We start from the raw sequence: 21,328 nt of genomic DNA, 5'->3' as shown, positions 1-21,328 counted from the left end.
ACCCCATAGACAACAACAATGAAGACCATTCCCGCCGATAAACTCATCGCCAATCTTTGCTCTGTGGAGTTCGATCGCGTCGGTTTCTTACCCCCGATCGCCGATCGCTTCGACCCCACCACTCAAAAAATCGCCGTTCTCGCCAGCAACGAATTTGAAGGCATCACTAAAAACGGCGGCATCGGCACGTACTATACCACCTTGGCTGGAAAACTCGCGGAGGAGGGCTGGTGCGTCATCTTGCTGTTGTGCCGCAGCGATGCTTCTCCAGAGACGCTTCGCAAACGCGACAGCGGAAAATCCCACTCCCCCAGTCTCAGCTACATCTTCTCCTCCGACGAAATCGATCGCCTCCTCAACCTCCAACCCCTCCACCAGGCTATTCTCGATCGCAGCAAACAGGGGAATAACCCGTGGTTCGACTTAGAAAGCTGGCGCTGTCTGTTTTTCGTCAGCGCGATCGCCGCAACCTTTACCGATGCCGTCGTCTATGTAGAATTCCCCGCCATCTGGGGGTTTGGCTGTCGCACGATTCAAGCGCAACGATCGGGGGTGCTGCCAAGTTACTGTTTCGTCGGCGTTACCGACCACGGCGGCTTCGAGTGGCTGCGGGAAACCAACTACCGCTATCGAACCGAACATCCGCGTTGGTTTTGGCACGCCTACCACGTCGAACAGTATTCTTACGATAATGCCAACCTCACTTGCTTTCCCTCCCACTTCCTCAAAGCTAAAGTTGGAGGTTACGGCTGGAGGGTAGAGCGCGCCGTCCACTTGCCCTACTTCATCCCTTTGGTGCAACCCTTGCAGAACTCGCACCGCAACACGACAGATTACCAGGGCGAAATCGATAACCGGGGCGAAGGTCGGGCGACTGACGGGCAATCGCGCGACTCTGGCAAAATCCCGATCGTCTTTTTCGGACGACTCGAAGAACGCAAAGGACTTCCCACCTTTCTGGCTGCCTTGCAAATTTTGCACGAAACCGATCCCACTTGGCGCGAACGGGTCTCTATTTTCTTTTTTGGCAAAATTGTCCCCCTCGAATCCACCGACCTCCACGGACTTGACAGCCAAGCCTATATCGATCGAACCCTGGGCGACGCGATCGACTATCGGATCGACCCCGACCTTTCAAGTCAAGAGGCGATCGATGCGATTACCCGTCTCAACGCCCCCGTCGTCTGCCTCTGCAGTCCCCAGGAAAACTTTCCCAATACAGCGTTGGAAATGGGACAATTACCCGTCAGCTTAGTGGTGTCCGATACCGGAGGGTTCCGCGAAACCCTCGATCTGGTCACCCGCACCGACGGCACGCGCTGGTTCGTTCCCGGCGATTGCTATTCTCTCGCCCAAACCCTCCGCGCAGCCGTTGCCGCCCATCCGGAAACCCCCGCCGTTCCCGATCGCAGCACCCTCGAACGCATCAACCGCCAACTTCTCGACCAACGACTCGAACTCATGACTGACGCTTTTCTCGAAATTGCCCCCAAAGAGATGCCCAACCCTCGCGTCACCGTAGGGATTCCCGTTTTCGCCGACGGGGATAAACTCGCCGAGTGCCTTGAAAGCCTCGCCGGACAAACCTATACCGATCTAGAGGCGATCGTCCTCTACGACCCCCACGCTGACGAAGCCACCCAAGGGGCGATCGCCCAAACGCAAGCCCAATTTCCCCATTACCAGTTCGTCAGTTTTGCCTTCGGCCAGAGTTGGGGCAGCGCCTACAACCAACTCATCAGCCGCGCGACGGGGGAGTATTTCTTGCCGCTGACCCCCGATCGCCTGCTGTTGCCCCAAGCGATCGAAACCTTCGTCCGCGCCACCGCAACTACCGATGCGGCGATCGTCACCAGTCCGGATATGACCCTGGATGAGGACGATTTGGAGGTGGTGACCTTCGTTGATGGTTCCCTCCTCAAACTGCTGGAATTCGATCGAACCCGCGATTTGTGCGCTTTATTTTCCCTAGAGTGGCTGCGGTCGTTCTCCTACTGTGAAGAACGAGGTTTGCGAGCGCTCAATTGGCATCTCTTGGCAGCGGCGATCGCCACGGGAGAAGAAATCGCCTACTATCCTTATCCCCTCTACTTTTGGGATCGCCACTCGACCCTGACGATTCCCCCCGAAGCGTTCCCCAAAGAGCGCTACTACCTGCGTGGGAGTCTCTCGCACATCGAACCGGCCCGATGGATGCGGCGGCAGCTACACTTGCTGTTAACCTGCATCGAGCAGTTGTGGCAGGCAGAAACGATCGCTCCCGCGCCCTCGGGTGAGACCAATGCACCCACCGCACAAGCTCAAGCCTGGATGCGAACGGCAATTGAGACCCAGAAGGAACTCAACGCGCTGCAAGCTGAATTGAAAGAGGCTCGGGCACAATTAGAACGTCTTAAAACCTAGCATTAGTTCGGCAATTCGATCGAAGATACCTCACACTTCACCTATGTCTCATCTCATCGAAGCCTCGATCGTCCACTATCAAAAAGCCTTAATCCTGACTCCCAATCGGGCGATCTTATACGAAAAAATCGGCAACCTTTACCTCGGTTTAAGAAATTTCCAGCGCGCAACATCTAATTTCTTAAAAGCAATTCAGATCGACCCCACACCTAGGCAAGTTTATTATTACTTGAAATATGCTTTAGACTGCCTCAACTTATTTCTTTTGGAAATTGACAGCCAACTTTTAATAGAAGGAATCGAAACCCTCCAAAATATTCGAAAAACTCAACCGAACTTTTTCTTCACCGGGGTAGTTTTAGCAACTCTTTACGCGGGGAAAGGCAATTTAGAAACAGCAAAGCAGTGCTTGAGGCAAGCGAGTTTTCAACAAATGAGTTTGTCCCACCCGCAACTCGTTGAGTCCTCTTGGGATGAAACTCAAAAACGCCAGCCGGATTTTATAATCCTCGGTTTTCCAAAATGCGGAACGACTTCTCTATATGCCTATTTAACCGCGCACCCTCAAATTTTATCGGCGGTGACGAAGGAAATTCGTTACTTCGATTTCTTTCCCGTAGACAATCTCGATTATTATTTAGCGCACTTCCCGCAAATCTCAGATCGGCGTTATTTAACCGGAGAAGCATCACCGAGTTATATTCTCTCTCCGAATCTCGCGCGAAAAATTTGGAAATCTTTTCCAAACGTCAAGCCAATCGTTTTGTTGCGAAACCCGATCGAGCATACAATTTCTTCTTTTTATCAACAAAATAGATTCAATTACCAGTACTTCAATAAGTCTTTGAATAAAATTAAAAAAATGGATGCGAAACGACTTCAAGAAAAAATTAATTTCGGGTTAAAAATAATGCAACTAGACAGTTGGCTAAAACAGACAATTGCTAATATTGATTTGGAATTTATAGGCTGCGTCGCTTCTAGCCTCTATCTTCACTTTCTCAAAGAGTGGCTGACCGTTTTTCCCAGAAGGCAAATCTTAATCCTGAAAAGTGAGGATTTATTTTTGAATCCGGCGACGACCCTGAAACGAGTGTATGACTTTCTCGGACTTCCCGACTCTCCCCAGGCGGAGTATCGAAACTACAATCCGGGTTCGTATCCTCCAATTTCAGACCATCTTCGCCGTCAGTTAGCAGAGTTTTTTCGCCCGTATAACCGACAGTTAGAAGACTATTTAGAGATGAAATTTAACTGGGAATAGGATCGTATCTAAAATAGTCCCGCCTTATCGAGCAAAATTTGTAAACTCTCCACATCCACCCAGAAATCTTCTGTCAGCATGTCGGGATACAGTACCTGGCGAAATGCCTGACAGGGTAAAGCTTTGCCGATGAGGTAGTAATGGTCCAGTTGCAGGTAGCGGCAAATCGATCGGTAGTAGTAGCGAATGTAGTGGGGCGAGAACAGTTCGATGACTGTCGTTCCGGGTTGGCAGAATATGAGATTCGTCAATCCAGCGCCATGGGGGGCAATAATGGCTTTGGCACTGGCGAAGAGTTGCACTTGTTCGAGAATAGAGTAAGTTTCCAGGGCAACTGGGGTAAAGCCTTGCGATTTTAGGCTGTCGATGACCTGGGGTTCGTTGATGACTTGGCGGTAGCGGGCTTGTTGGCGCGTGATGTAAATGCGATCGAAATCGGAAGTGAGTTGGTGGTGGGAAACCCGAGACGGAGTAGCAGTAATCGGCAGAAAGTGCGATCGGACAAACTCAATGGATTTCGGTGTTGCCCAACCGAGAGGACCTGGAAAACTGGGAACCACCAAACGAGTTGCTTCGATATGGGGATGACGATCGCTTTCAATAACTCGATCGAGGGAAATCCCTAACAGTTCTAGGGTTTGCTGCTGGAAGGGTCGGGCGATGCTGTTGATATAAAATCCGTCGATTTCGCCTTCGGGAAAACCGCTGCACCGCAGAATATCGAGCCGAGGCAAAATATCCACCATCCAGTGAAAGTAGACGTTAGCAGATAATCCCCCCAGCACGGCGACGGTTCCTGAAATTTTTTGCAGGGGGGGCAGGGTCTGTTGGCGGAAAATGCGATGTTGGCTGCGGTGAGTGGTGGTCTGGGGACAACCGGGGAGTTCTCCGGGATATTCGCGGGATAACTCCGCAACCAGAGCGTTGTCAGCCGTCATCACCGCGATCGCTTCGCACACTTGCCACCAACTTTTCTGGGGCATCGCCCAAACCCGCCCGTTGGGGATTTCGACGGTCAACCGTTCGCCCTCAAACTCGGGACATTCGTCGCTGAGGGGGAACCCATAGCCATCCTCACTAAATCCAATGGGCGCAAAGGTTTGTCGCAGGCGAGTTAAGCAGGGTTGGCAGTTGATACCTTCGCAGGGATGACCCGTCGTCAGAGGTGGGGGTTCGCTCCGTTGGACTTTTGGTAGCGAAAAGTAACCTTCAATGGTTTGTGTTTCTCGCCCCGATCGAATGTTGAGAATTAAGCCGGTGGGGATGGGAAAGGAAGGAGGCCCAGTTCGATCGAGGCGCTGCTGGCGAATGCGAGTTGCCCCGAGTCCCCGTTCGGCATCGAGATTATCGGCATCGATGTTGAGAGCTATTTCGTAATAGGCTTCGGCTTGGGGAAATGCAGCAGAGGCGAGGCGAACGTCACCCCAACAGCGGTAGAGGCGAGCCAGAGAACGCTTGCAGGTTGCTAAATCGGCATCGGTGCACAGATGTTGCAGGAAGTCTCGGCGGGCGACCCATGCCGCATTGTAGGGGTCGGTGGCGGGATGGGAGAACGATTGCCGCAGCGATTGCAGCCAGATGCAACTATTAGGCTCCATCAGAGTTAAGCTTTGGCGAAAATAAGCAATGGCCAGATCGGGTTGCTGAAGTTTCAGTGCCATTTGCGCGCCGTAGCCATACAAATCCTCGCGTGTCTTATCGAGTTCGATCGCCCCTTGAAAACAGGTGAGGGCGGCTGCGGGTTGTTGCAGTCGAGCGAAGAGTTTCCCCAAATCTTCGCGAATCCCGGCGTTGTGGGGGTCGAGTTGCAGACCGCGCAGATAGCCCGCCAGAGCCGCGTCGTTGCGCCCGAGGGCGCGCTCTATCTCCCCTTGAAGGTGGTACAGTTCAGCGTTGCGGGGGTCGCGAGCTAGGGCGCTTTCCAAGACCTGACGGGCATCGTGGGGGCGATTTTGTTGGAGGAGGAGAGCGGCGAGGTTACGTTGGGGTCCAATGCGATTTTGTTCTAAGGCGATCGCACTTTCGTAGTCGGTTCGAGCTCGCTCGAGGTGTCCCCATCGTTGGTAGATAGTGCCGAGGTCGTTATGAGACTTGGCATCTCGAGGATTTTGGGCGATCGCCGTTTCGTAGTGTTGGCGAGCAGCGATGTAATTTCCCTGTTGGAGGTAAGCTCGGGCAAGGTTGTAGCGCAACGGCTGCCAGTCCGGACGCAAGCATAGGGCACGTTGGTAGAGTTGAATCGCACCGTCGTAGTCTTGTTGGCGATCGCGAAGTTGACCGAGATAGGCATAGGGTTCGGGTCGGTTGCGATCGCAGGTGATGGCGGTTTCGTAAGCGGTGGCAGCTTCTTCGAGGCGATCGAGTTCGACGAGGATTTCGCCGCGCAGTTGGTGGGCGATGGTGCAACGGGGACGTTGGCTCAGATAGCGATCGCACGAAGCCAAGGCTTCCAACCATTGTCTGGTTTGAAATTGCTCGTGTACCTGTTGCAGTGCAGAATCTAGCAAGATGAGTATGATGCGGCAGAAGTTTGACGAGTACTTTTTAGAAGAGTATTTGGATGCATACCGGAGCTGCCACAAGTCATCCTAAACTAGAGCCAAATTTGATTTACATTATTTTTTCAATGATGGGACAACCCTACCATTAAACTGTTCCTAAAGCTCCCTATGATTCGGTTGTGCGAGTCATTCGATCGTACCTGCGATCCCGACAGGGTGGTAGAGTCTAGCCTGGATTATTCATGAGCGGGTGAGGAAGGTGCGATCGTGTGTCGGTCTTAGCCTGGATTATTCATGAGCGGGTGGGGAAGGTGCAATCGTGGGTCGATCTTGGGAGGCGATCGCATCTCCTCGTGAATAATCCAGGCTAATTAACGCGCGCGGTTGCTATACGAGTCAGAGGCGATCGAGTGGCTTGTTTTCTTTCAATCGTTCCAAGAATTGTGGGATGGGGGATAACGATAACTTCTCAATCGCATTTGGCGTTCTGCTTCGAGAACCTCCAGGCGTTGGCGCATCCCCTCCATCTCTTCTTTCATTTCAGCTCGTAGGGATGCCAATTCTCGATCGAAACTTGCCTTCAAGTCGCTATCTGATGAAACGGGAGCATCGAAAAACTGTTTGACAATACCAACGAGTGCCCCACTTTCGCTCAGATCGTGGACTTCGATGTAATCCCGCAGCTTCTGATAATATTGAGGCGGTAAATAACCAACGATGCGGATTTTTTTGAGGGCCATGGCGAGTGTGCTTTTATCTGTCAGCTCGTGCTTCCCTTTAGATTACTGGGTTGGGATGCCACGATATCGAAGTCTACCCACCCTACAATAACTTTCCGACGAGTCCATAGAGTATCTTGCCCCCGTTTTTTCAACATCCTACCCGTTTCTCCAACATCCGACACTTCATCCCCTTTTGCCAAATCGCAATTCTGACTCTGGGGTTCAAACGACGCTCAGATAAGCCCATGCCAGCAAGATGGCAGCGATCGCCCCAATTGTCGTATTCAAAATATTAACAACTTCATTCGTGAGCCAGTCGAATTGGGATTGCAGAGTTGCCCCGATGACGCTTTCGGCATTCGTCGCCACAAATGCCGCCACCACGCACACCCCAACTCCCGCCACATCGATACATCCGACGCCCCAACCCACCAGGGCGATCGCGATCGAAGCCACAATTCCCGCCAGGGTTCCTTCCAAACTTACCGCCCCTTCCGTTCCGCGAGGTACCGGTTGGAGGGTGGTAATCAAAAACGTCCGCTTGCCGTATGCCTTACCCACTTCGCTGGCAGTGGTATCGGAGAGTTTGGTGGCGAAACTGGCGACGTAACCCAGCAGCAGCAGCGTCAGAGGCAGTGGCAGTGGCTGTAGGGGCAAAGCATTTGGGCGACTCATCGTGGGTGCAACGACATCTGACATCTCCAAATGCTTCGCCCACTCGGGAGACAGGGGGGGAAACTCAGTTCCAGAAATACTGCAAAATACCGCGACTCCCACCGCACACAGCGTTGCCGTGAGTGCCGAACCCCAGACATTTTCCGGCCCCCGCGCCCCACCGCGCTTTTCAGCGATGCCTTCGGCTTCCTTGCGATCTTTACCAATGCGCGTCACCCCGGAACCCACCAGGAAATAGAACATCACCACGACGTAGCCGCGCCAACCCAAACAGCCCCAAACCAACACCCCGAGAATCCAGGCATGCAGGTAACCCGCTGGGGTTAGCAATTTTTTGGGCAGGAGAAATGCGATCGCCAAAAGAACGCTATTCAAGGCGATCGCCACGATCCAGGGATTGAGGGAAGATAGGAAGAATGCCATAAAGCAACGAGTGTTTGGGTCTGAGAGAATCTTACCAAGGGAAATGCCGTACAATTGCTTGCGCAACGGGTATCGGATATTGAGGGCGCTCTCCCTGAGCCTGCTAATGATGCTATTTTCGAGTCAACCGGGGCGATCGCAAACCTGCACCCGAGGGCAAATCCTCGCATTCGCTCGCAATTTAACCCAATCGGAATTATGGGGTTTGCGAGGTTCCCTCCGTCGTCCTCCCAATCATTTGCAATTCCTCGAAGATTGTGGTGCAGATGCGGTACGAGTTCTTGCTGAGGCAGTGGGCGATCGCGATAAAGAAGTGAGCGAGAACGCCCTCTACACCCTCAGCCAACTCGAAATCAACCGAGAACCGGCCATCCCCGCTTTGATTGCAACCCTGGGAATTTGGCGAGAATCTCCCGTCGATCCCGATCGAATCCTGATCGACATCGGCACGCCCGCAGTCCCGGATTTACTCGCGGTATTGAATGAGTCGAACGAAGAGAATCCTCTACGGCGAGAGCGAATTGCCCGAATTTTAGGGGAGATCGAACCCGCAGACGTAACAGTTGTTCGGGTGCTGCAAGCCTTGTTACGGGACGATTACCCGAACGTACGGTTGGGAGCCGCCTATGGATTGGTGCGGATCGATCCCTCAACTCGAGAGATTTTTCCGATCGTCGAACACGATCTTATAGCGCTTCGCGAATACGAATATATCTCCTTTAGAGTTGCTGAAATTCTCGGACTCTCAACGGTTTCAGAACAAGCAGTGCCCCTGTTAATACAGATGCTTGCCGATGGCGATTCTGTTTCTGAAAATCGAGTAGTCCAATCCCTGGGCAAACACGGAACGGCTGCCGCCCCAGCGATGCCCCAACTCCTGGTTCTGTGGGAAACCGGCGATCGACATACTCGCAGCAGACTGTTGGACACCTGGAGCCAAATCGGTTCTGCTGCCGCAGATGCAACGCTATTACTCCTGGACGCCCTTGAGGATGGAGATGACTGGGCGCACCGGCAAATTCTCGATACCTTGGGCGAAATCGGAGAAGCCGCAGAAGCTGCCATTCCCCAGCTTTTAGAACAACTTCAACAGCACGATCCCACTCCAGATCTCCCGTATCCGTCGAGTTTGGTAACCCGAGCGGCGATCGCCCTGGGAAAAATTCGTCTCGATCGCCTGGTGGAGTTGCTCGACTCGGACGATCCAACCCTGCGAACCCATGCTGCCTATGGGTTGGGGCAGCTCGATTCTCTGCCGGAATCGGTGGTGTTGCAGTTGCAAGCAGCCCTCAACGATCGCCACAGCGGAGTTCGGATCGCGGCAGCCCTAGCACTAGCAGAACTCGATCGACTCGATCGGGTGGGGGTCACCGTTCTTTTGGCGGCGATCGAGGATGGTACACCCACTTCGCAACTAACCCTCGCTCTCGCCACTCCGGTTGCCGTTCCATCTCTGATTGAAGCCTTAAATTCCAGTAACGACAATCTGCATCGTGCAGCGACTTCCGCTCTCGAGAAGATGTGCCAGCCGAGATTTCGCGATTCTCCACCACAAATCCGGGAAGAACATTGCCAAGGGGCTGCGGAGGCGATTCCGCACTTGTTCGCCGCTTTGGAAAATCCAACTTCCCACCGCAGCTTTTATCTCGAATCCACTCTTGCCAGTTTTGGAGATGCGGCTCTTCCGGGAGTGTTGAACCTTTTGGAACTCGAAGATGTTGAGATGCGATCGAGCGCCGTCCGAATCCTGCAACGACAAATCCAGAGGCAGGAATCTCCTCAGGCAATCGAGGCATTATTAACCGCCCTTCAGGACGAGGATGAATCCGTACGGTGGCTGGCGGCATTGGCACTGGTTCCCACAGCATCCGCCACCGAAGCGATGCCCGTTTTAATCGCGCGCCTGGAGCAAACCAATCCCGACAGTCGCGAGTTCGGGGAAGTTTCCAGAGCGATCGAGCAAATTGGCTCTCGGGCGATTCCCTTTCGATTGCCACTCTTCGATCGCGATAACCCTCGTCTCCGGAGTCGGACGATCGAAATTCTTCGGAAGATCGGTCCGACGGCAATCCCCGAAATTGCCAACGCCCTCGAAGATGCCGATCCGATCGCCCAAATCGAGGCGGCAACAACCCTCGCTCAGTTCGATCCCGAGTGGAGATCGACCGCATTCGATCTTCTCCGGGCACACTTCGATGATTCCGATCTTGAAGTGCGGCGATGGGCGCTTCTGGGTGCGGGTAGAATTGGTGCGGCTGCTGCCCCACTGGTGCCCGATCTCATCGAAGCCCTTGCAGATGAAGAACTCATCGTCCGTCAAAGTGCAACCTATGCTTTAGGGGAGATTGGAGTGGGTGCCACCCCAGCCATTCCTCACCTGATTGAAATCCTGCAACGCGAAACCGATTCGAGAAGCCGCCACAATATCGTGTTTTCTCTGCTCAAAATTGGCAGTCAAACTCCAGAGGAACTCAAACCGGCGATTCCGGCGCTTATCGAAACCTTAGCCGATCCCAATGTGCGACACATTACCATTCTTGCATTGGGTGCGATTTCGGATGCCGCAGCTGTCCCCCCACTCATCGAGCTATTAGAAGATGAAGAGCCCCATTTTCGCGGACTCGCGATCGAAGCGTTAGGACGAATGGGAGAAGTCGCCGCCCCAGCAGTTCCCGCACTCATCGAACGGTTAGAGGATGGAGAGGGAGACGTTCGCATCAAAGCGATCGAGGCGTTGGGTAATATTGGAGAACCGGCATCTGCGGCGATCGAACCCTTGCAAGGTCTGTGCGATCGCGAAAATCCTCGAGTGCGCGCTCTCGTTCGCGATGCCCTCAGTGATATTCAACCAGAATCGAAGTCGGTTTGTGACGTGGAGATTGGGAGATAGGGGGACGGGGAGACAAGGGAGAGAGAGCGAATCGATCGTTTGCTATGCACTTTCTCAAAATACGACTTCTCAAAACACCACGATTGAGAGATTTTCGATCGGTATTTTTGCCATTGGAAACCGCATCGACGTGCTTTCTCCGCGTCCAGTGCATCCGGCGCATCTATTCGATCGACTACCAACCCAACGCAGAATAAAACGGCTTCGTGGCAGCCTTTGCCGCTTTGGGGGTTTCCTCCGCTTCCGGGGGCAGTTCTCCCTCGACGCGATATTCCGTGCAGAAGGTGGCGGTATTGAAGCCACCGAAACGCTTGACGGTACTGGTGCGCATCCGCACGCCGGGACTGGCAAACCAAAACCGCTCGATCGAACTCATGGTTTCGTACTCGGTAATCAGTACTAACCCATCATCTTCATCCATCACAAATTCCCCAGCAACCGGGGCAATTTCCGCATAACCCCGTTCTCTGAGCATCTTGCCTTTCTGGGGATTGTCGGCATCGGGAACGATCGCGAATACCGTCGAACCTTCGTGGTTGTCGTCTTCTCCCCGATCCCATTGCATAGAACCGTTCCAGCGCACGTAAGCCCCTCCGGCACAAGTACTCGGATCGATATCGTACATTTGGCAGATGGCGACAACGCGCTCGTCATCGGGGGGCAGGGTATCGACGGCGATCGCAGAACTCCCCATTTCCGCGCGGCGAAAGGGTAAATGATGGGTAGTGCGCTGGGAAACCCACTTTCCAGCACTTTTTTCAAAAAATTCCATCGCGTTCATGAGAATCGGCTCCTTGTTTGGGAAAATGGCGGTGTTGGCTTCGATCTATGATAAAGCGCAACGCGCAGGGAATGGGGTGTGGGGTGTGGGGTGTGGGGGAAGAGAATTAAAAATGCGTCTTGGAAAGTTGAACGGGACTCAAACCGACACCGCTCACTTTCCGCAAAATTCAAAATTCATTCTCCCTTGTCCCCCCTCTCACCGCGTCACCGCGTCTCCGTGTCTCCCCTCCTCCCATCCAATTTGGAATGACGAAATGAAAATCGTTTCTCTTCTACCCAGTGCGACGGAAATTGTCGATATTTTGGGTTGTACCGATCGACTTGTGGGGCGATCGCACGAATGCGACTACCCGCCTCAAGTGCAGCAGCTTCCCGTCTGCACCCAACCCAAGTTCGATCCGGTCGGAACCAGCGGCGAAATTCACGATCGCGTCACCGAAGTCTTGCAATCGGCATTGAGTGTCTATCGGGTGGAAACTCAGATGTTGCAGCAGTTGCAACCGACACACATCATTACCCAAGCTCAGTGCGAAGTCTGCGCGGTGAGTTTGGCGGATGTGGAACGGGCCGTTGCCCAGTTGACGGGATTTGAACCGGAGATTATCTCGTTGCAACCAACGGTGTTGGAGGAAGTGTGGCAAGATATTCGCCGGGTGGCCAATTGCTTAGGTGTAGATGGGGAAAAGGCAGTTGCCTCGTTGCAATCTCGGGTGGCCGCCTGTCAGCAGCAAGTAGAAACCGTGCCAGAATCCGATCGCCCTCGCGTTGCGACCATCGAATGGGCCGATCCATTGATGGCGGCGGGAAACTGGGTGCCAGAGTTAATCGAACTGGCGGGGGGTCAATCCCTATTTGGCGAAGTGGGCAAACATTCCCCGTGGATGAAATGGGAAGAACTGCACGCGGCAGATCCCGATATCATCATCTTGATGCCCTGTGGCTTCGACTTATCCCGCACTCGCCAGGATGCCGACGCCTTAGCGCAAAATCCCCAGTGGCAGGAGTTACGCGCCGTCCGAACCGGTCGCATTTACCTAAGCGATGGCAACCAATACTTCAATCGTCCGGGACCGAGATTGGTGGATTCTTTGGAGATTTTAGCGGAGATTCTGTATCCCGATCTCGCTCGATTCGGGCATCAAGGACAGGGTTGGATGCCCTATGAGTAACTTGTAGGGGCAAAGCATTCGGCAAGTCACTTTGAAATTGACTCGATCGATATTCGGCCGAATGCTTCGCCCTTCTTCGCGGTAACACCAAGCGATTTGCCTAAACTGTCACCGATAATCGATCGCGGCTTGGTGTTAAATCGCAGTAGGAAAACTCCGGTACGATCGCCACTGCGGGTAAATCGAAAAAGATGACGAACCGAGCGGTGGAAATCTCGATGGAAACTGGGGAAAAAGCCGATCGATCGCCCTAACAACCTTCTTGCTACAGCGGTGGAAAGTTGGCACGCCACCATTGATACCATTCAAACCAAGCTTGCTCTAATTGTTGTTGCGTGACTTCCGGTTGAGATTCCGATAACGGCATTGATGCAAACGTCCACAAGCAGCGATCGTCCCGCCATTTTTCCCGACGGAACAGCCAAGCGGGAAGCCGTCCCAACTGTGCGTCGTGAATATCTTGATTGTGTCGGTATTGCTCTCGGGTATAGGTACTGTTGCCTCTGGGATTGATGCAAGCACTTAAATAAATGCGATCGCCATCGGCAAACAGCGCGTAATCTCCAACTCCGGTTTTCTGCTCTAAAGCAAGGGAAACCTCGGACGTTGAGGAACCTAAAGACGAGTGTTTGCGCACGAATCGCTCGACTTCCCCTTCCGTATCCACCACATAGCGCACCTCAATATCGAGGGGTTGGCGATCGCCGGTATATTGATAGCGCATGCCGCCGAGAATCGTCGAACCGTACTCATCCTCCCCTTTGGTAATGCCTTTGAGGCGCTGACTTTCACCGGGTTCCCAGTGGGTGAGGGGAATCGAAGCAGGAAATTGGACGGGTTTTCGCTGACCGAGGGTGGGATCGAACAGCACCCGCACGAACAGCATACCCACCAGACCTAACTCAAAAATGGCAATCGGCAGCCGTAGTTTTCTCCAAAGAGAACTCGCAGCAGGCTTGTCGGGTTTCAATTCATCCATTGTTTCAGGTCTTGACGATCGATAAATTCATCGTTGCCCGGTCTAAGCAGGCATTCAACTTATCGGCGAGCACCCGAACTTGTGGTTCTTCAAACATCAAATGGTGGTAGCCAAAAATTTCCTCAACTTCTAGCTTTTGTGAAGATAGATCGCCCAGATTCTGGAAATCTTTGCAACGCCATTCACTCGATAAGAATAAGTGTACTTGACCGGCATACACTGGGGGATGATAGTTTTCGATCGCTTGACTAAAGGCAAAAAACAAGCTGGCGTCTCGAACCTGTTGCTCGGTTTTTCGATTGACTGTCTTTTGCCAACGATTCATTTTGTGGGTGAGACGATGAACGTAGTCTTTCACCTTATCTTTAAATTTCTCCGTGATATATCCCGCCCCAAACTGTCGAAAATTATCCCAATATAGCTTCAAGCTCGAAGGGCGAGAATTCCAAAATCCATCGATGGAAACTAACAGTTGCACCTCTTCTCCCAACTCTTGAAGTTGCCGCGCGATCTCGAAGGTCAATTTAACATCAGCACAGTAAGCCCCCAATAAATAAGGACCGCTCGATCGAACCGTTTGCATTTGGGCGATTGCCCGAGTTGCAACCTCTTCTAGGCGCAGATTGGATAGTTGAGCCTCCTGTAAACCCAAGCGAAACACGTTCACGCCGTACAGGGGTCGATCGATATCGAAGTAGCCGCGCAATTTTTTGGCATACCCCATCGAATTGATGAAGAAAAATGGCAGTTTGCGGCCGCTGGTTTTCAACGGCACGATTCCGGCATCGGTAGCACCGTCGCCATCGCCACTCAGATAACGAGCCATCTGCTCGATGGTAGAAGACTCAAACAGCACCGCAGCACTCAGAACCCGATCGAACGCCTCCTCCATAAGGGCGATCGCCCGCACCGCACTCAGAGAATTCCCCCCCAACTCGAAAAAATCATCGCGAACGCCGACTTCCTCCACCCCCAGCACCTGCTGCCAAATCCGAACCAGTTGAGACTCTACCTCGGTTTGGGGCATTTGAGGCGCAGTCTCCCGCGTCGGTTGCCAGGGTTGCCGCGCGAGGGTGCGACGATCGATTTTCCCATTTGGATTCAGCGGCAGCGCATCTCGCCATACAAACGCTGAAGGAATCATCACATCGGGTAATTCCTGACTCAGAAAGCCGCGCAATTGGGACATGGTGGGGATAGATGCCCCCCGCGCAACCACATAGGCGACCAAACAGGTTTCTCCCACCGCGTTCTCTTGAGGAACCACTGCTGTTTGCCAGATTGCCGGGTGTGTTTCCAAGGCGACCTCCACTTCCCCCGGTTCGACGCGCACCCCGCGAATTTTCACCTGACGATCGAGACGACCGAGAATTTGCAGGGTTCCATCCGCCCCGTAGCAACCCCGATCTCCCGTATAGTAAACGCGGTCTGCGGGGTCCTTGCCGAAGGGATTGGGGGCGAAGCGTCCCGTCTCCTGAGAACCGGGAAGATATCCCAAACTGCAAAAGGGCGTCCGGATGACAATTTCCCCCGGTTCTCCCACCTCACAGAGTCGATCTCCCTGGGTCACAATTAAAATCTGGGTTTCGGGTAGGGGAATGCCGATGGGTTGTATTCCCGGATGTAGCTCCTCAGGAACCCGATAGTAGCATTTTGCCAGGGTGGTTTCTGTGGGGCCGTAGAGATTGATAATTTCCCCCGCTTCGGGAAATCGATCGCGCCACTGACGCACCAGGCAATCGCTTAAGGGTTCGCCAGCAAAGAAAATCCGCCGCAGCGCCGGCAACCTCATATTGGGGGGAACATCCCGCAACCATCCGCGCACTAAAGCGGGAACGGTATGGATGAGGGTGATTTCCTCCCGTTCCAGCCAGGGTAGAATTTGCCGGGGGTCGAGTCGATTTTCTGTCGCGGGTAGATGCACAGTGGCACCGCTAGTCAGAGGCAGGAATACATCCCGCAGCATTACGTCAAATGATAGGGCACTCAGTTGGGCGCAACGATCGCCGGGTCCGATTTCAAAAGTGTTTCGCTGCCAGTGGAGAAAATGGGAAAGTCCTTTGTGACAACCCAAGACACCTTTGGGGGTTCCGGTACTGCCGGAGGTGAAGAAAATGTAAGCCCCGTCATCGGGTTCGGGTTCGTCGATGCGATCGACTTTCTCAGAAAAATCGCCCTTCGATTTGCTGATTTCTCCGGTATTGCCATCGACGAAAAGACTGGCTTTGAATTCTGAGGTTCGATCGATATCCGGGGAATGAATGCCAACGAAGATGCGATATTTTGCTTTGGCCGCACTTACCATTCGTTCCTGTCGCCCGGATGGCAAACTCGGATCGATGGTCAGCAGCACCCCGCGACTCATCAGGACTCCCATCATCGCTGCGATCGGTCCGAAACTGCGCCCTCCATAGACGGCGATCGTCTCTCCTGGCATAACTCCCCCTGCGATTAGGGTGCGGGCGATGTTGCGAGCGCACCGATCGAGTTGGCGATAGGTCCAAGTGCGATCGCCCATCGACACCGCCGAGGCATCGGGATGGCGATCGACCCAGCGGGCAAATACTGTGGTGACCGGTTCGTAACGGGTTTGGGGCAACGCCGCACGGGGGTCGGGGGGGAACGCACCCCAAGAGTCTCGCTCTTCCAAGCAGGGGGAAATCAAGGGTAATGCAGAATACATTCTCATAATCGGGAATCTAGATTTTGGGATCTTCACAGAACTCAGTGCCGCGATCGGGAAATCGCAGCGTTCGTCGAGAATTCTGGCGGACTTGGGTAGACTCTGGAATGATAGCGGTGACATTGAACGCTCTATCGAACAACTATCCCGATCGTGAGCGATCTTTACGTCATCTGCGCTTGGGAAAACGGCGATCGAACTCGATCGCAGAGCATCGAGAATAATTCGCGATCGTTCAGTACGCTTTTTCCATCTCTTTCCCTATTCTATCCTCGTGCTTTTTGAAGTCTCCTCCGATCGTCTGACGGTGATTTGTACGTATTGACCCGAACTCGCTCTTACTCACTTTGGCTAATGTATTCAGGACGAATGAGCAAAAAGCAAATCCAGCCAAAAATCAGAATCGAGATGACTGAGAAAATTTGCGATCCGCCTCCGGTGTGCCAGTAATGAAATGCTTCTTCGCTGGTTGCAGCTAAATGAGCCATCAGAGAAATGCGGATGACGTTAATCGTAAATCCAACGATCACTGCAGAGAAAGGGGCAAGAAACTTTCCCCATCGATCGGTGGGAAACATGAATAAGAAGAGAATCGATAATCTCAAGAGAAAATCCAACACTCTCAAACGCGCGCAGGCATCGGCGACTTCCACTACGGAATTGGGAAGGTGAATTAATACGCCATCGAGCCTCACGTCAAAGTTGAGAACTTCGAGCAAAAAGGTCGAACATTTAGCGGTGACGGTGGCGATGGTTTCGGGTGAGAGAAGGGCGATCGTCCATCCAATGGGTTGAGAGAAGGCTTCTCCTGGCAAAGCGAGAACGACGAGCGCAATCAATTCTCGCCAATATTGCCTGAGTTCTCGAATACCAGAGGCGATCGCCCCCATTGCCACTCCAAAAATTAAGGGCAATACTTGCACGAATGCACTATCTCCAGCAATTTGAGTGGTTTTGAGGAGGGCTAAGGTTAGAAGAACCGTACCGAAAGCCATCGAAAAGAGGTTACTTTCTAAACGAAGAGTCTCTTTTCGATCCCAAAGCATCGAGATAATGGCTCCCCAAAAGATAACCGCCATGCTGAGAATACGGATACTTTGGGTTTTGTCGGTGAGGGAAATGTGGAGAACAACCAGTCCGACTCCCAGAGCGAGCAACCAATATTTATCATCTTTAATCAGAGAAAGCGATCTCCTCATATCAAATTAAATTGCGAGAATATTTAAAGTATTTTTCGTCTGTTTTGCTGTTCTGAAGGCTATTTGGCAATAATTTGGAAATAGTTTTGGGGTCGGTTCGATCCCAATTTGTTTTTGCCGAAACCGATCGTTAACCGATCGTTCTAATATACCTACAGCATGGTCTTATTTCTAACTACTTTTACCCAATGGGTGGGGTTCGATTGTATTCTCTTTAAATATTAGCGAATTGATGGGATGAGATGAGACTTCTCCGGGAATCTACTGACTGCGATCGGCAACGATCGAGATCTCAGTTCGGATTGTGGCGAGATTAAGTGTCTCGTTCGGATCGGTACAATTGATGAGAATCTTCAACGAATACTCGACGATAAACCGTTCGAAAAAAATAGAATTTTACCCTGACAACGTTTGCATTTCTGAAGGATAAACCCTTTTCAAATCACGAGAATGCTTAAGATTTTGCCTCTACCCCGCTTCACAAATAAATAACCAGCGCTAGAAAAACCGGACCATAGTTTATTGAGCACCCTATGGCAACAACCGTACTTTTAGACTTTACGGCTTTTCAACAGCGCTGGGTATTTCCGAAAAACGACCTACTTATTAGGCTTGGATTGACAGAACACTAAGTAGATGCACGTAAGTAGAATCACAAAAAATTATAGGAGCAGTTGTGATTCGATCGCAGCATTTTTTGTAGGTCTTTATTAAATCTTTACATATGATTGAACGGAAAAAGATCGTGTTTTCTGGTTCGATCGAGCTTTTACTTCTGGGAATTCCCTCTTAAGACTCTCGACTTTACAGTGGTTTCGGCTGTTGTTTCCTCCCCAAAATTCCTCAAATCCAGTACCAAAGCACAGGAGTGTTATCGAGATCGCAACCTTTACGAAATCTTTAATCTGTATATAACCATCAACCGCACATAGCACATCGTTACAGGAAAGGTTATTGGAGAGAACGATATGGCAACTGTTATACAGCCGTCATCATAGCCATAGCCAGTGTGGAAACTCGTGAAGGTACGCTTCGGGGGGCAACGAGCGCAGGGGGGGGGAAGACTTGAGCAAGATTACACAATTGCTTGGTGTTGTCCGCACTGAATGTAGTAACTGCCATAACATCCTTAACCCGAACTCGCGTTCAAACCTGGATAAATATGAGAGTCTGGCTCGCGATCGGAACCAGACTCTCCTCAGATTTATTCTGTTGATTCGATTAAGTCGGCGGGTGTGAAAATCCTTCACGATGTAACTAAATGTAAATTAATCGAACTCCTCTCCTCGGTCACAACCGGAGTTCTTTTACAAATTGCAACATCACAAAGCTTTTCAGCGCCGACCTACTGACTTGCAACAAGCGTGAGGTTCTACTCGTAGAGCGGGCTAAACCCGAGCGGGAAAAGGATTGACGGAGCGAGAGCGATCGACCACTGCCACGGCTTGCCGGAGTGCTTCGAGGCGATCGAACCGCATATTCTGCTCGGGAACGAATCGCTCTAAACCAAGGTTTTTCAAACGCTTGAGGGTTTTGCCCGTTGCACCCACCACGAAAACTTCGCGACCTTTCTCGATGGCTTCTTGAATCGCATTCTCTAAAGCCAGAGCTGCAGTCACCCCCAGGATGGGAACATCGCTTAAATCCAAAACCAGAGCATCGAAGTTATCCACGGCCGTGTGCTCGCGAGCAATTGCTTTCGATACACCGAAAATCATCGGTCCGCTCAGATGGAACAGGACGACGCGACCGTTTGCTCGATCGAGTAATTCTTTCTCTTCGTCGTGAAGCTGAATCTCTTGATCGTCGTAGGTGATCGCTTTAATATTTTCGGCTCGCAAGTTGCTCAAACGCTCGATGGTGAGAATATTCGCAACGAATACCCCAACACCAACTGCCACAATCAAGTCCACAAAGACCGTTAGCAGAATCACCCCGTACATAATTAGCGCTGCTTTCCAGGAAATTTTGTGAGCGCGCTTGAGGAAACCCCAGTCAACAATATCGATACCCACCTTCAGGGCGATACCGGCTAACACTGCAAGAGGAATCGTTTGGGTGAGGGGTGCGGCAAACAGAACGACGACCAGGAGGATGAGCGCACGAGTCAAACCCGACAGGGCCGTGCGACCGCCAGATTGGATATTGACGACTGTTCCCATCGTCGCTCCAGCCCCAGCAATACCGCCAAATAAGCCAGATGCTAGGTTACCAAGACCTTGACCGATGAGTTCTTTGTTAGAGTCGTGTTCGGTACGGGTCAAACTATCCGCGACAACAGAGGTCAGCAATGCATCGATACAACCGAGCATCCCCAAAACGATGGCATCGGCAAACATCAGTTGAAACTCGCCAGCACTGAAGGTGGGCACCTGAAGGCTGGGCAACCCGACGGCAATTTCGCCAATCCGTCGAATATCGACATTGGTGAAGAAGACTAAAGAGGCAACTGTTCCCAAAACTAATGCCGCAAGCTGAGGGGGCACGTAGCGCTTGACCTGCTTGGGGGTCAAGATGATGATGGCAACACTCATCACCCCGAGAATCGTTTCGATGGGGTTGATGTTAGCAAGCAATTCTGGAATGCTACCCACGGTTCCGAGGACGCCACCCTTAGGACTGGCCTGTCCGAGAAACGGAGCAGTTTGCAGAACAATTAGGATGACGCCGATACCGGACATGAATCCGGAAATCACGGTATAGGGCATCAGGGTTACGTATTTCCCAAGCCGCAAAGCTCCAAAAGCGATTTGGAAAACACCGGCCATCATGACGACGGTGAATGCCATCGCCATTCCGTTCTCGGGGTTGGTTGACGTCAGGTGAGCGATAACGGCTGTCATCACCACGGTCATCGGACCGGTGGGTTCGGAAATGAGGGTGGGAGTACCACCGAAAAGGGCGGCAAAGAAGCCCACGAGGATCGCGCCCCAAAGACCTGCGGAAGGGCCCGCACCGGATGCGACCCCGAAGGCCAAAGCCATAGGAAGGGCAATAACGGCAGCAGTAATGCCGCCAAATACATCGCCGCGTATGTTATTGAAGTGAATGTGATTGGTAATTTTCATCTCAACGCACCGAGAGATTAAGGAACAAAACTCGATCGAGCCCAGGGTTGCGAATCAGGTGCAATTCGATCGAATCAAATGGAATCTGCGTTGGTTGTCGCAGACCCGCGAAGCTGCCCGCAACGGGAAAAGTATCGACATCTCGCCCCATATAAAGGACTTGCACTCAAATGTCGACCGCTCCAGCTCGATCGAGGTTCGATCGCAAACAAAGTTAAGTGACGCACGATTCAACAGTGTGAAATAGTGGGCAATTCGGTAGTCTTATCGGTGAAATAAATTTCGCTCGACTACCAACAATTCGGCAACTTGACAAGTCTTTCAACCCAAGGGTCAAGGTAACTCTATCGATTTGAAGTACTTACTCGTTTAGGAAAGAAACTCATCTCTTTCCCAGATGCAGTCACTCATAAGTAACAACAACCCTAGCGACAATCTGCCATTAGAGACGAGCATCATCAAACTCTGCCAGTCAGAAGATGAAAGCTTTGCTGAGTCAGCTTTATATTCGATATGGGCACAAATTTTATGATTAATTAATATAATATAATATAAAAGAACAAATCACA

12 protein-coding genes are annotated in these 21,328 nt (G+C 52.0%); 4 read left to right on the top strand and 8 right to left on the bottom strand.

Annotation, left to right across the window (positions count from 1 at the left end):
* The first annotated feature begins 18 nt into the window (after positions 1 to 18).
* Together AC2215_RS16290 and AC2215_RS16285 are read left to right on the top strand one after the other, a co-directional pair.
* The gene (locus AC2215_RS16290; protein ID WP_486811046.1) at positions 19 to 2,403 is read left to right on the top strand and encodes a glycosyltransferase; all 2,385 of its coding nucleotides are present in this window, start codon (positions 19 to 21) and stop codon (positions 2,401 to 2,403) included.
* 43 nt (positions 2,404 to 2,446) lie between these two features.
* Positions 2,447 to 3,667: a sulfotransferase family protein gene (locus tag AC2215_RS16285; protein WP_486811045.1), complete on the top strand. Its 1,221-nt coding sequence runs from the start codon at positions 2,447 to 2,449 to the stop codon at positions 3,665 to 3,667.
* A gap of 8 nt (positions 3,668 to 3,675) precedes the next feature.
* Here the strand turns inward: AC2215_RS16285 and AC2215_RS16280 are convergent, their stop codons facing one another.
* The 3 genes from AC2215_RS16280 to AC2215_RS16270 all read right to left on the bottom strand — a co-directional run bounded on the left by AC2215_RS16280 (position 3,676) and on the right by AC2215_RS16270 (position 7,988).
* Positions 3,676 to 6,174: a tetratricopeptide repeat protein gene (locus AC2215_RS16280; RefSeq protein WP_486811044.1), complete on the bottom strand. Its 2,499-nt coding sequence runs from the start codon at positions 6,172 to 6,174 to the stop codon at positions 3,676 to 3,678.
* Between the two features lie 419 nt (positions 6,175 to 6,593).
* On the bottom strand, positions 6,594 to 6,908 hold the full coding sequence (locus AC2215_RS16275; RefSeq protein ID WP_486811043.1) for a hypothetical protein: 315 nt from the start codon (positions 6,906 to 6,908) through the stop codon (positions 6,594 to 6,596).
* 204 nt (positions 6,909 to 7,112) lie between these two features.
* Entirely contained in the window at positions 7,113 to 7,988 is an 876-nt protein-coding gene (locus AC2215_RS16270) for a DUF92 domain-containing protein (RefSeq protein ID WP_486811042.1), read from the bottom strand.
* A gap of 43 nt (positions 7,989 to 8,031) precedes the next feature.
* Here AC2215_RS16270 and AC2215_RS16265 point away from each other — a divergent pair, with 43 nt between their 5' ends.
* Complete coding sequence (locus AC2215_RS16265) at positions 8,032 to 10,878, top strand: HEAT repeat domain-containing protein (protein WP_486811041.1); 2,847 nt, start codon at positions 8,032 to 8,034, stop codon at positions 10,876 to 10,878.
* 175 nt (positions 10,879 to 11,053) lie between these two features.
* On the opposite strand, the gene AC2215_RS16260 is transcribed toward AC2215_RS16265, so the two are convergent.
* Positions 11,054 to 11,659 carry a phycobiliprotein lyase gene (locus AC2215_RS16260; protein WP_486811040.1) on the bottom strand — a complete coding sequence of 202 codons (606 nt, stop codon included), beginning with the start codon at positions 11,657 to 11,659 and terminating at the stop codon, positions 11,054 to 11,056.
* Positions 11,660 to 11,915: 256 nt separating this feature from the next.
* On the opposite strand from AC2215_RS16260, the gene AC2215_RS16255 reads away from it, so the two are divergent.
* A complete protein-coding gene (locus tag AC2215_RS16255; protein WP_486811039.1) occupies positions 11,916 to 12,830 on the top strand; it encodes a cobalamin-binding protein in 915 nt (304 codons plus the stop codon).
* 265 nt (positions 12,831 to 13,095) lie between these two features.
* Here AC2215_RS16255 and AC2215_RS16250 read toward each other — a convergent pair whose 3' ends face one another.
* The 4 genes from AC2215_RS16250 to bicA all read right to left on the bottom strand — a co-directional run bounded on the left by AC2215_RS16250 (position 13,096) and on the right by bicA (position 20,759).
* Positions 13,096 to 13,809, bottom strand: a complete 714-nt coding sequence (locus AC2215_RS16250) for a cyanoexosortase A system-associated protein (protein WP_486811038.1) — start codon at positions 13,807 to 13,809, stop codon at positions 13,096 to 13,098.
* 4 nt (positions 13,810 to 13,813) lie between these two features.
* Positions 13,814 to 16,492 carry a non-ribosomal peptide synthetase gene (locus AC2215_RS16245; protein ID WP_486811037.1) on the bottom strand — a complete coding sequence of 893 codons (2,679 nt, stop codon included), beginning with the start codon at positions 16,490 to 16,492 and terminating at the stop codon, positions 13,814 to 13,816.
* Between the two features lie 338 nt (positions 16,493 to 16,830).
* Positions 16,831 to 17,691 carry a cyanoexosortase A gene (gene crtA, locus AC2215_RS16240; RefSeq protein ID WP_486811036.1) on the bottom strand — a complete coding sequence of 287 codons (861 nt, stop codon included), beginning with the start codon at positions 17,689 to 17,691 and terminating at the stop codon, positions 16,831 to 16,833.
* Between the two features lie 1,388 nt (positions 17,692 to 19,079).
* Positions 19,080 to 20,759, bottom strand: a complete 1,680-nt coding sequence (bicA, locus tag AC2215_RS16235) for a bicarbonate transporter BicA (protein WP_486811035.1) — start codon at positions 20,757 to 20,759, stop codon at positions 19,080 to 19,082.
* Positions 20,760 to 21,328: the final 569 nt, after the last annotated feature.

It is taken from the genome of Zarconia sp. (assembly GCF_057467645.1).
The sequence above is the reverse complement of the archived record's forward strand: the minus strand, read 5'-3'. Positions and strand labels throughout refer to the sequence as shown.

Excerpts from the sequence above, each read along its gene's own strand:
- AC2215_RS16270 (WP_486811042.1), bottom strand. The coding sequence starts at position 7,988 with ATGGCATTCTTCCTATCTTCCCTCAATCCCTGGATCGTGGCGATCGCC.
- AC2215_RS16250 (WP_486811038.1), bottom strand. The coding sequence starts at position 13,809 with ATGGATGAATTGAAACCCGACAAGCCTGCTGCGAGTTCTCTTTGGAGA.
- AC2215_RS16285 (WP_486811045.1), top strand. The coding sequence starts at position 2,447 with ATGTCTCATCTCATCGAAGCCTCGATCGTCCACTATCAAAAAGCCTTA.
- AC2215_RS16245 (WP_486811037.1), bottom strand. The coding sequence starts at position 16,492 with ATGTATTCTGCATTACCCTTGATTTCCCCCTGCTTGGAAGAGCGAGAC.
- AC2215_RS16265 (WP_486811041.1), top strand. The coding sequence starts at position 8,032 with ATGCCGTACAATTGCTTGCGCAACGGGTATCGGATATTGAGGGCGCTC.
- bicA (WP_486811035.1), bottom strand. The coding sequence starts at position 20,759 with ATGAAAATTACCAATCACATTCACTTCAATAACATACGCGGCGATGTA.
- AC2215_RS16260 (WP_486811040.1), bottom strand. The coding sequence starts at position 11,659 with ATGAACGCGATGGAATTTTTTGAAAAAAGTGCTGGAAAGTGGGTTTCC.
- AC2215_RS16275 (WP_486811043.1), bottom strand. The coding sequence starts at position 6,908 with ATGGCCCTCAAAAAAATCCGCATCGTTGGTTATTTACCGCCTCAATAT.
- crtA (WP_486811036.1), bottom strand. The coding sequence starts at position 17,691 with ATGAGGAGATCGCTTTCTCTGATTAAAGATGATAAATATTGGTTGCTC.
- AC2215_RS16255 (WP_486811039.1), top strand. The coding sequence starts at position 11,916 with ATGAAAATCGTTTCTCTTCTACCCAGTGCGACGGAAATTGTCGATATT.
- AC2215_RS16290 (WP_486811046.1), top strand. The coding sequence starts at position 19 with ATGAAGACCATTCCCGCCGATAAACTCATCGCCAATCTTTGCTCTGTG.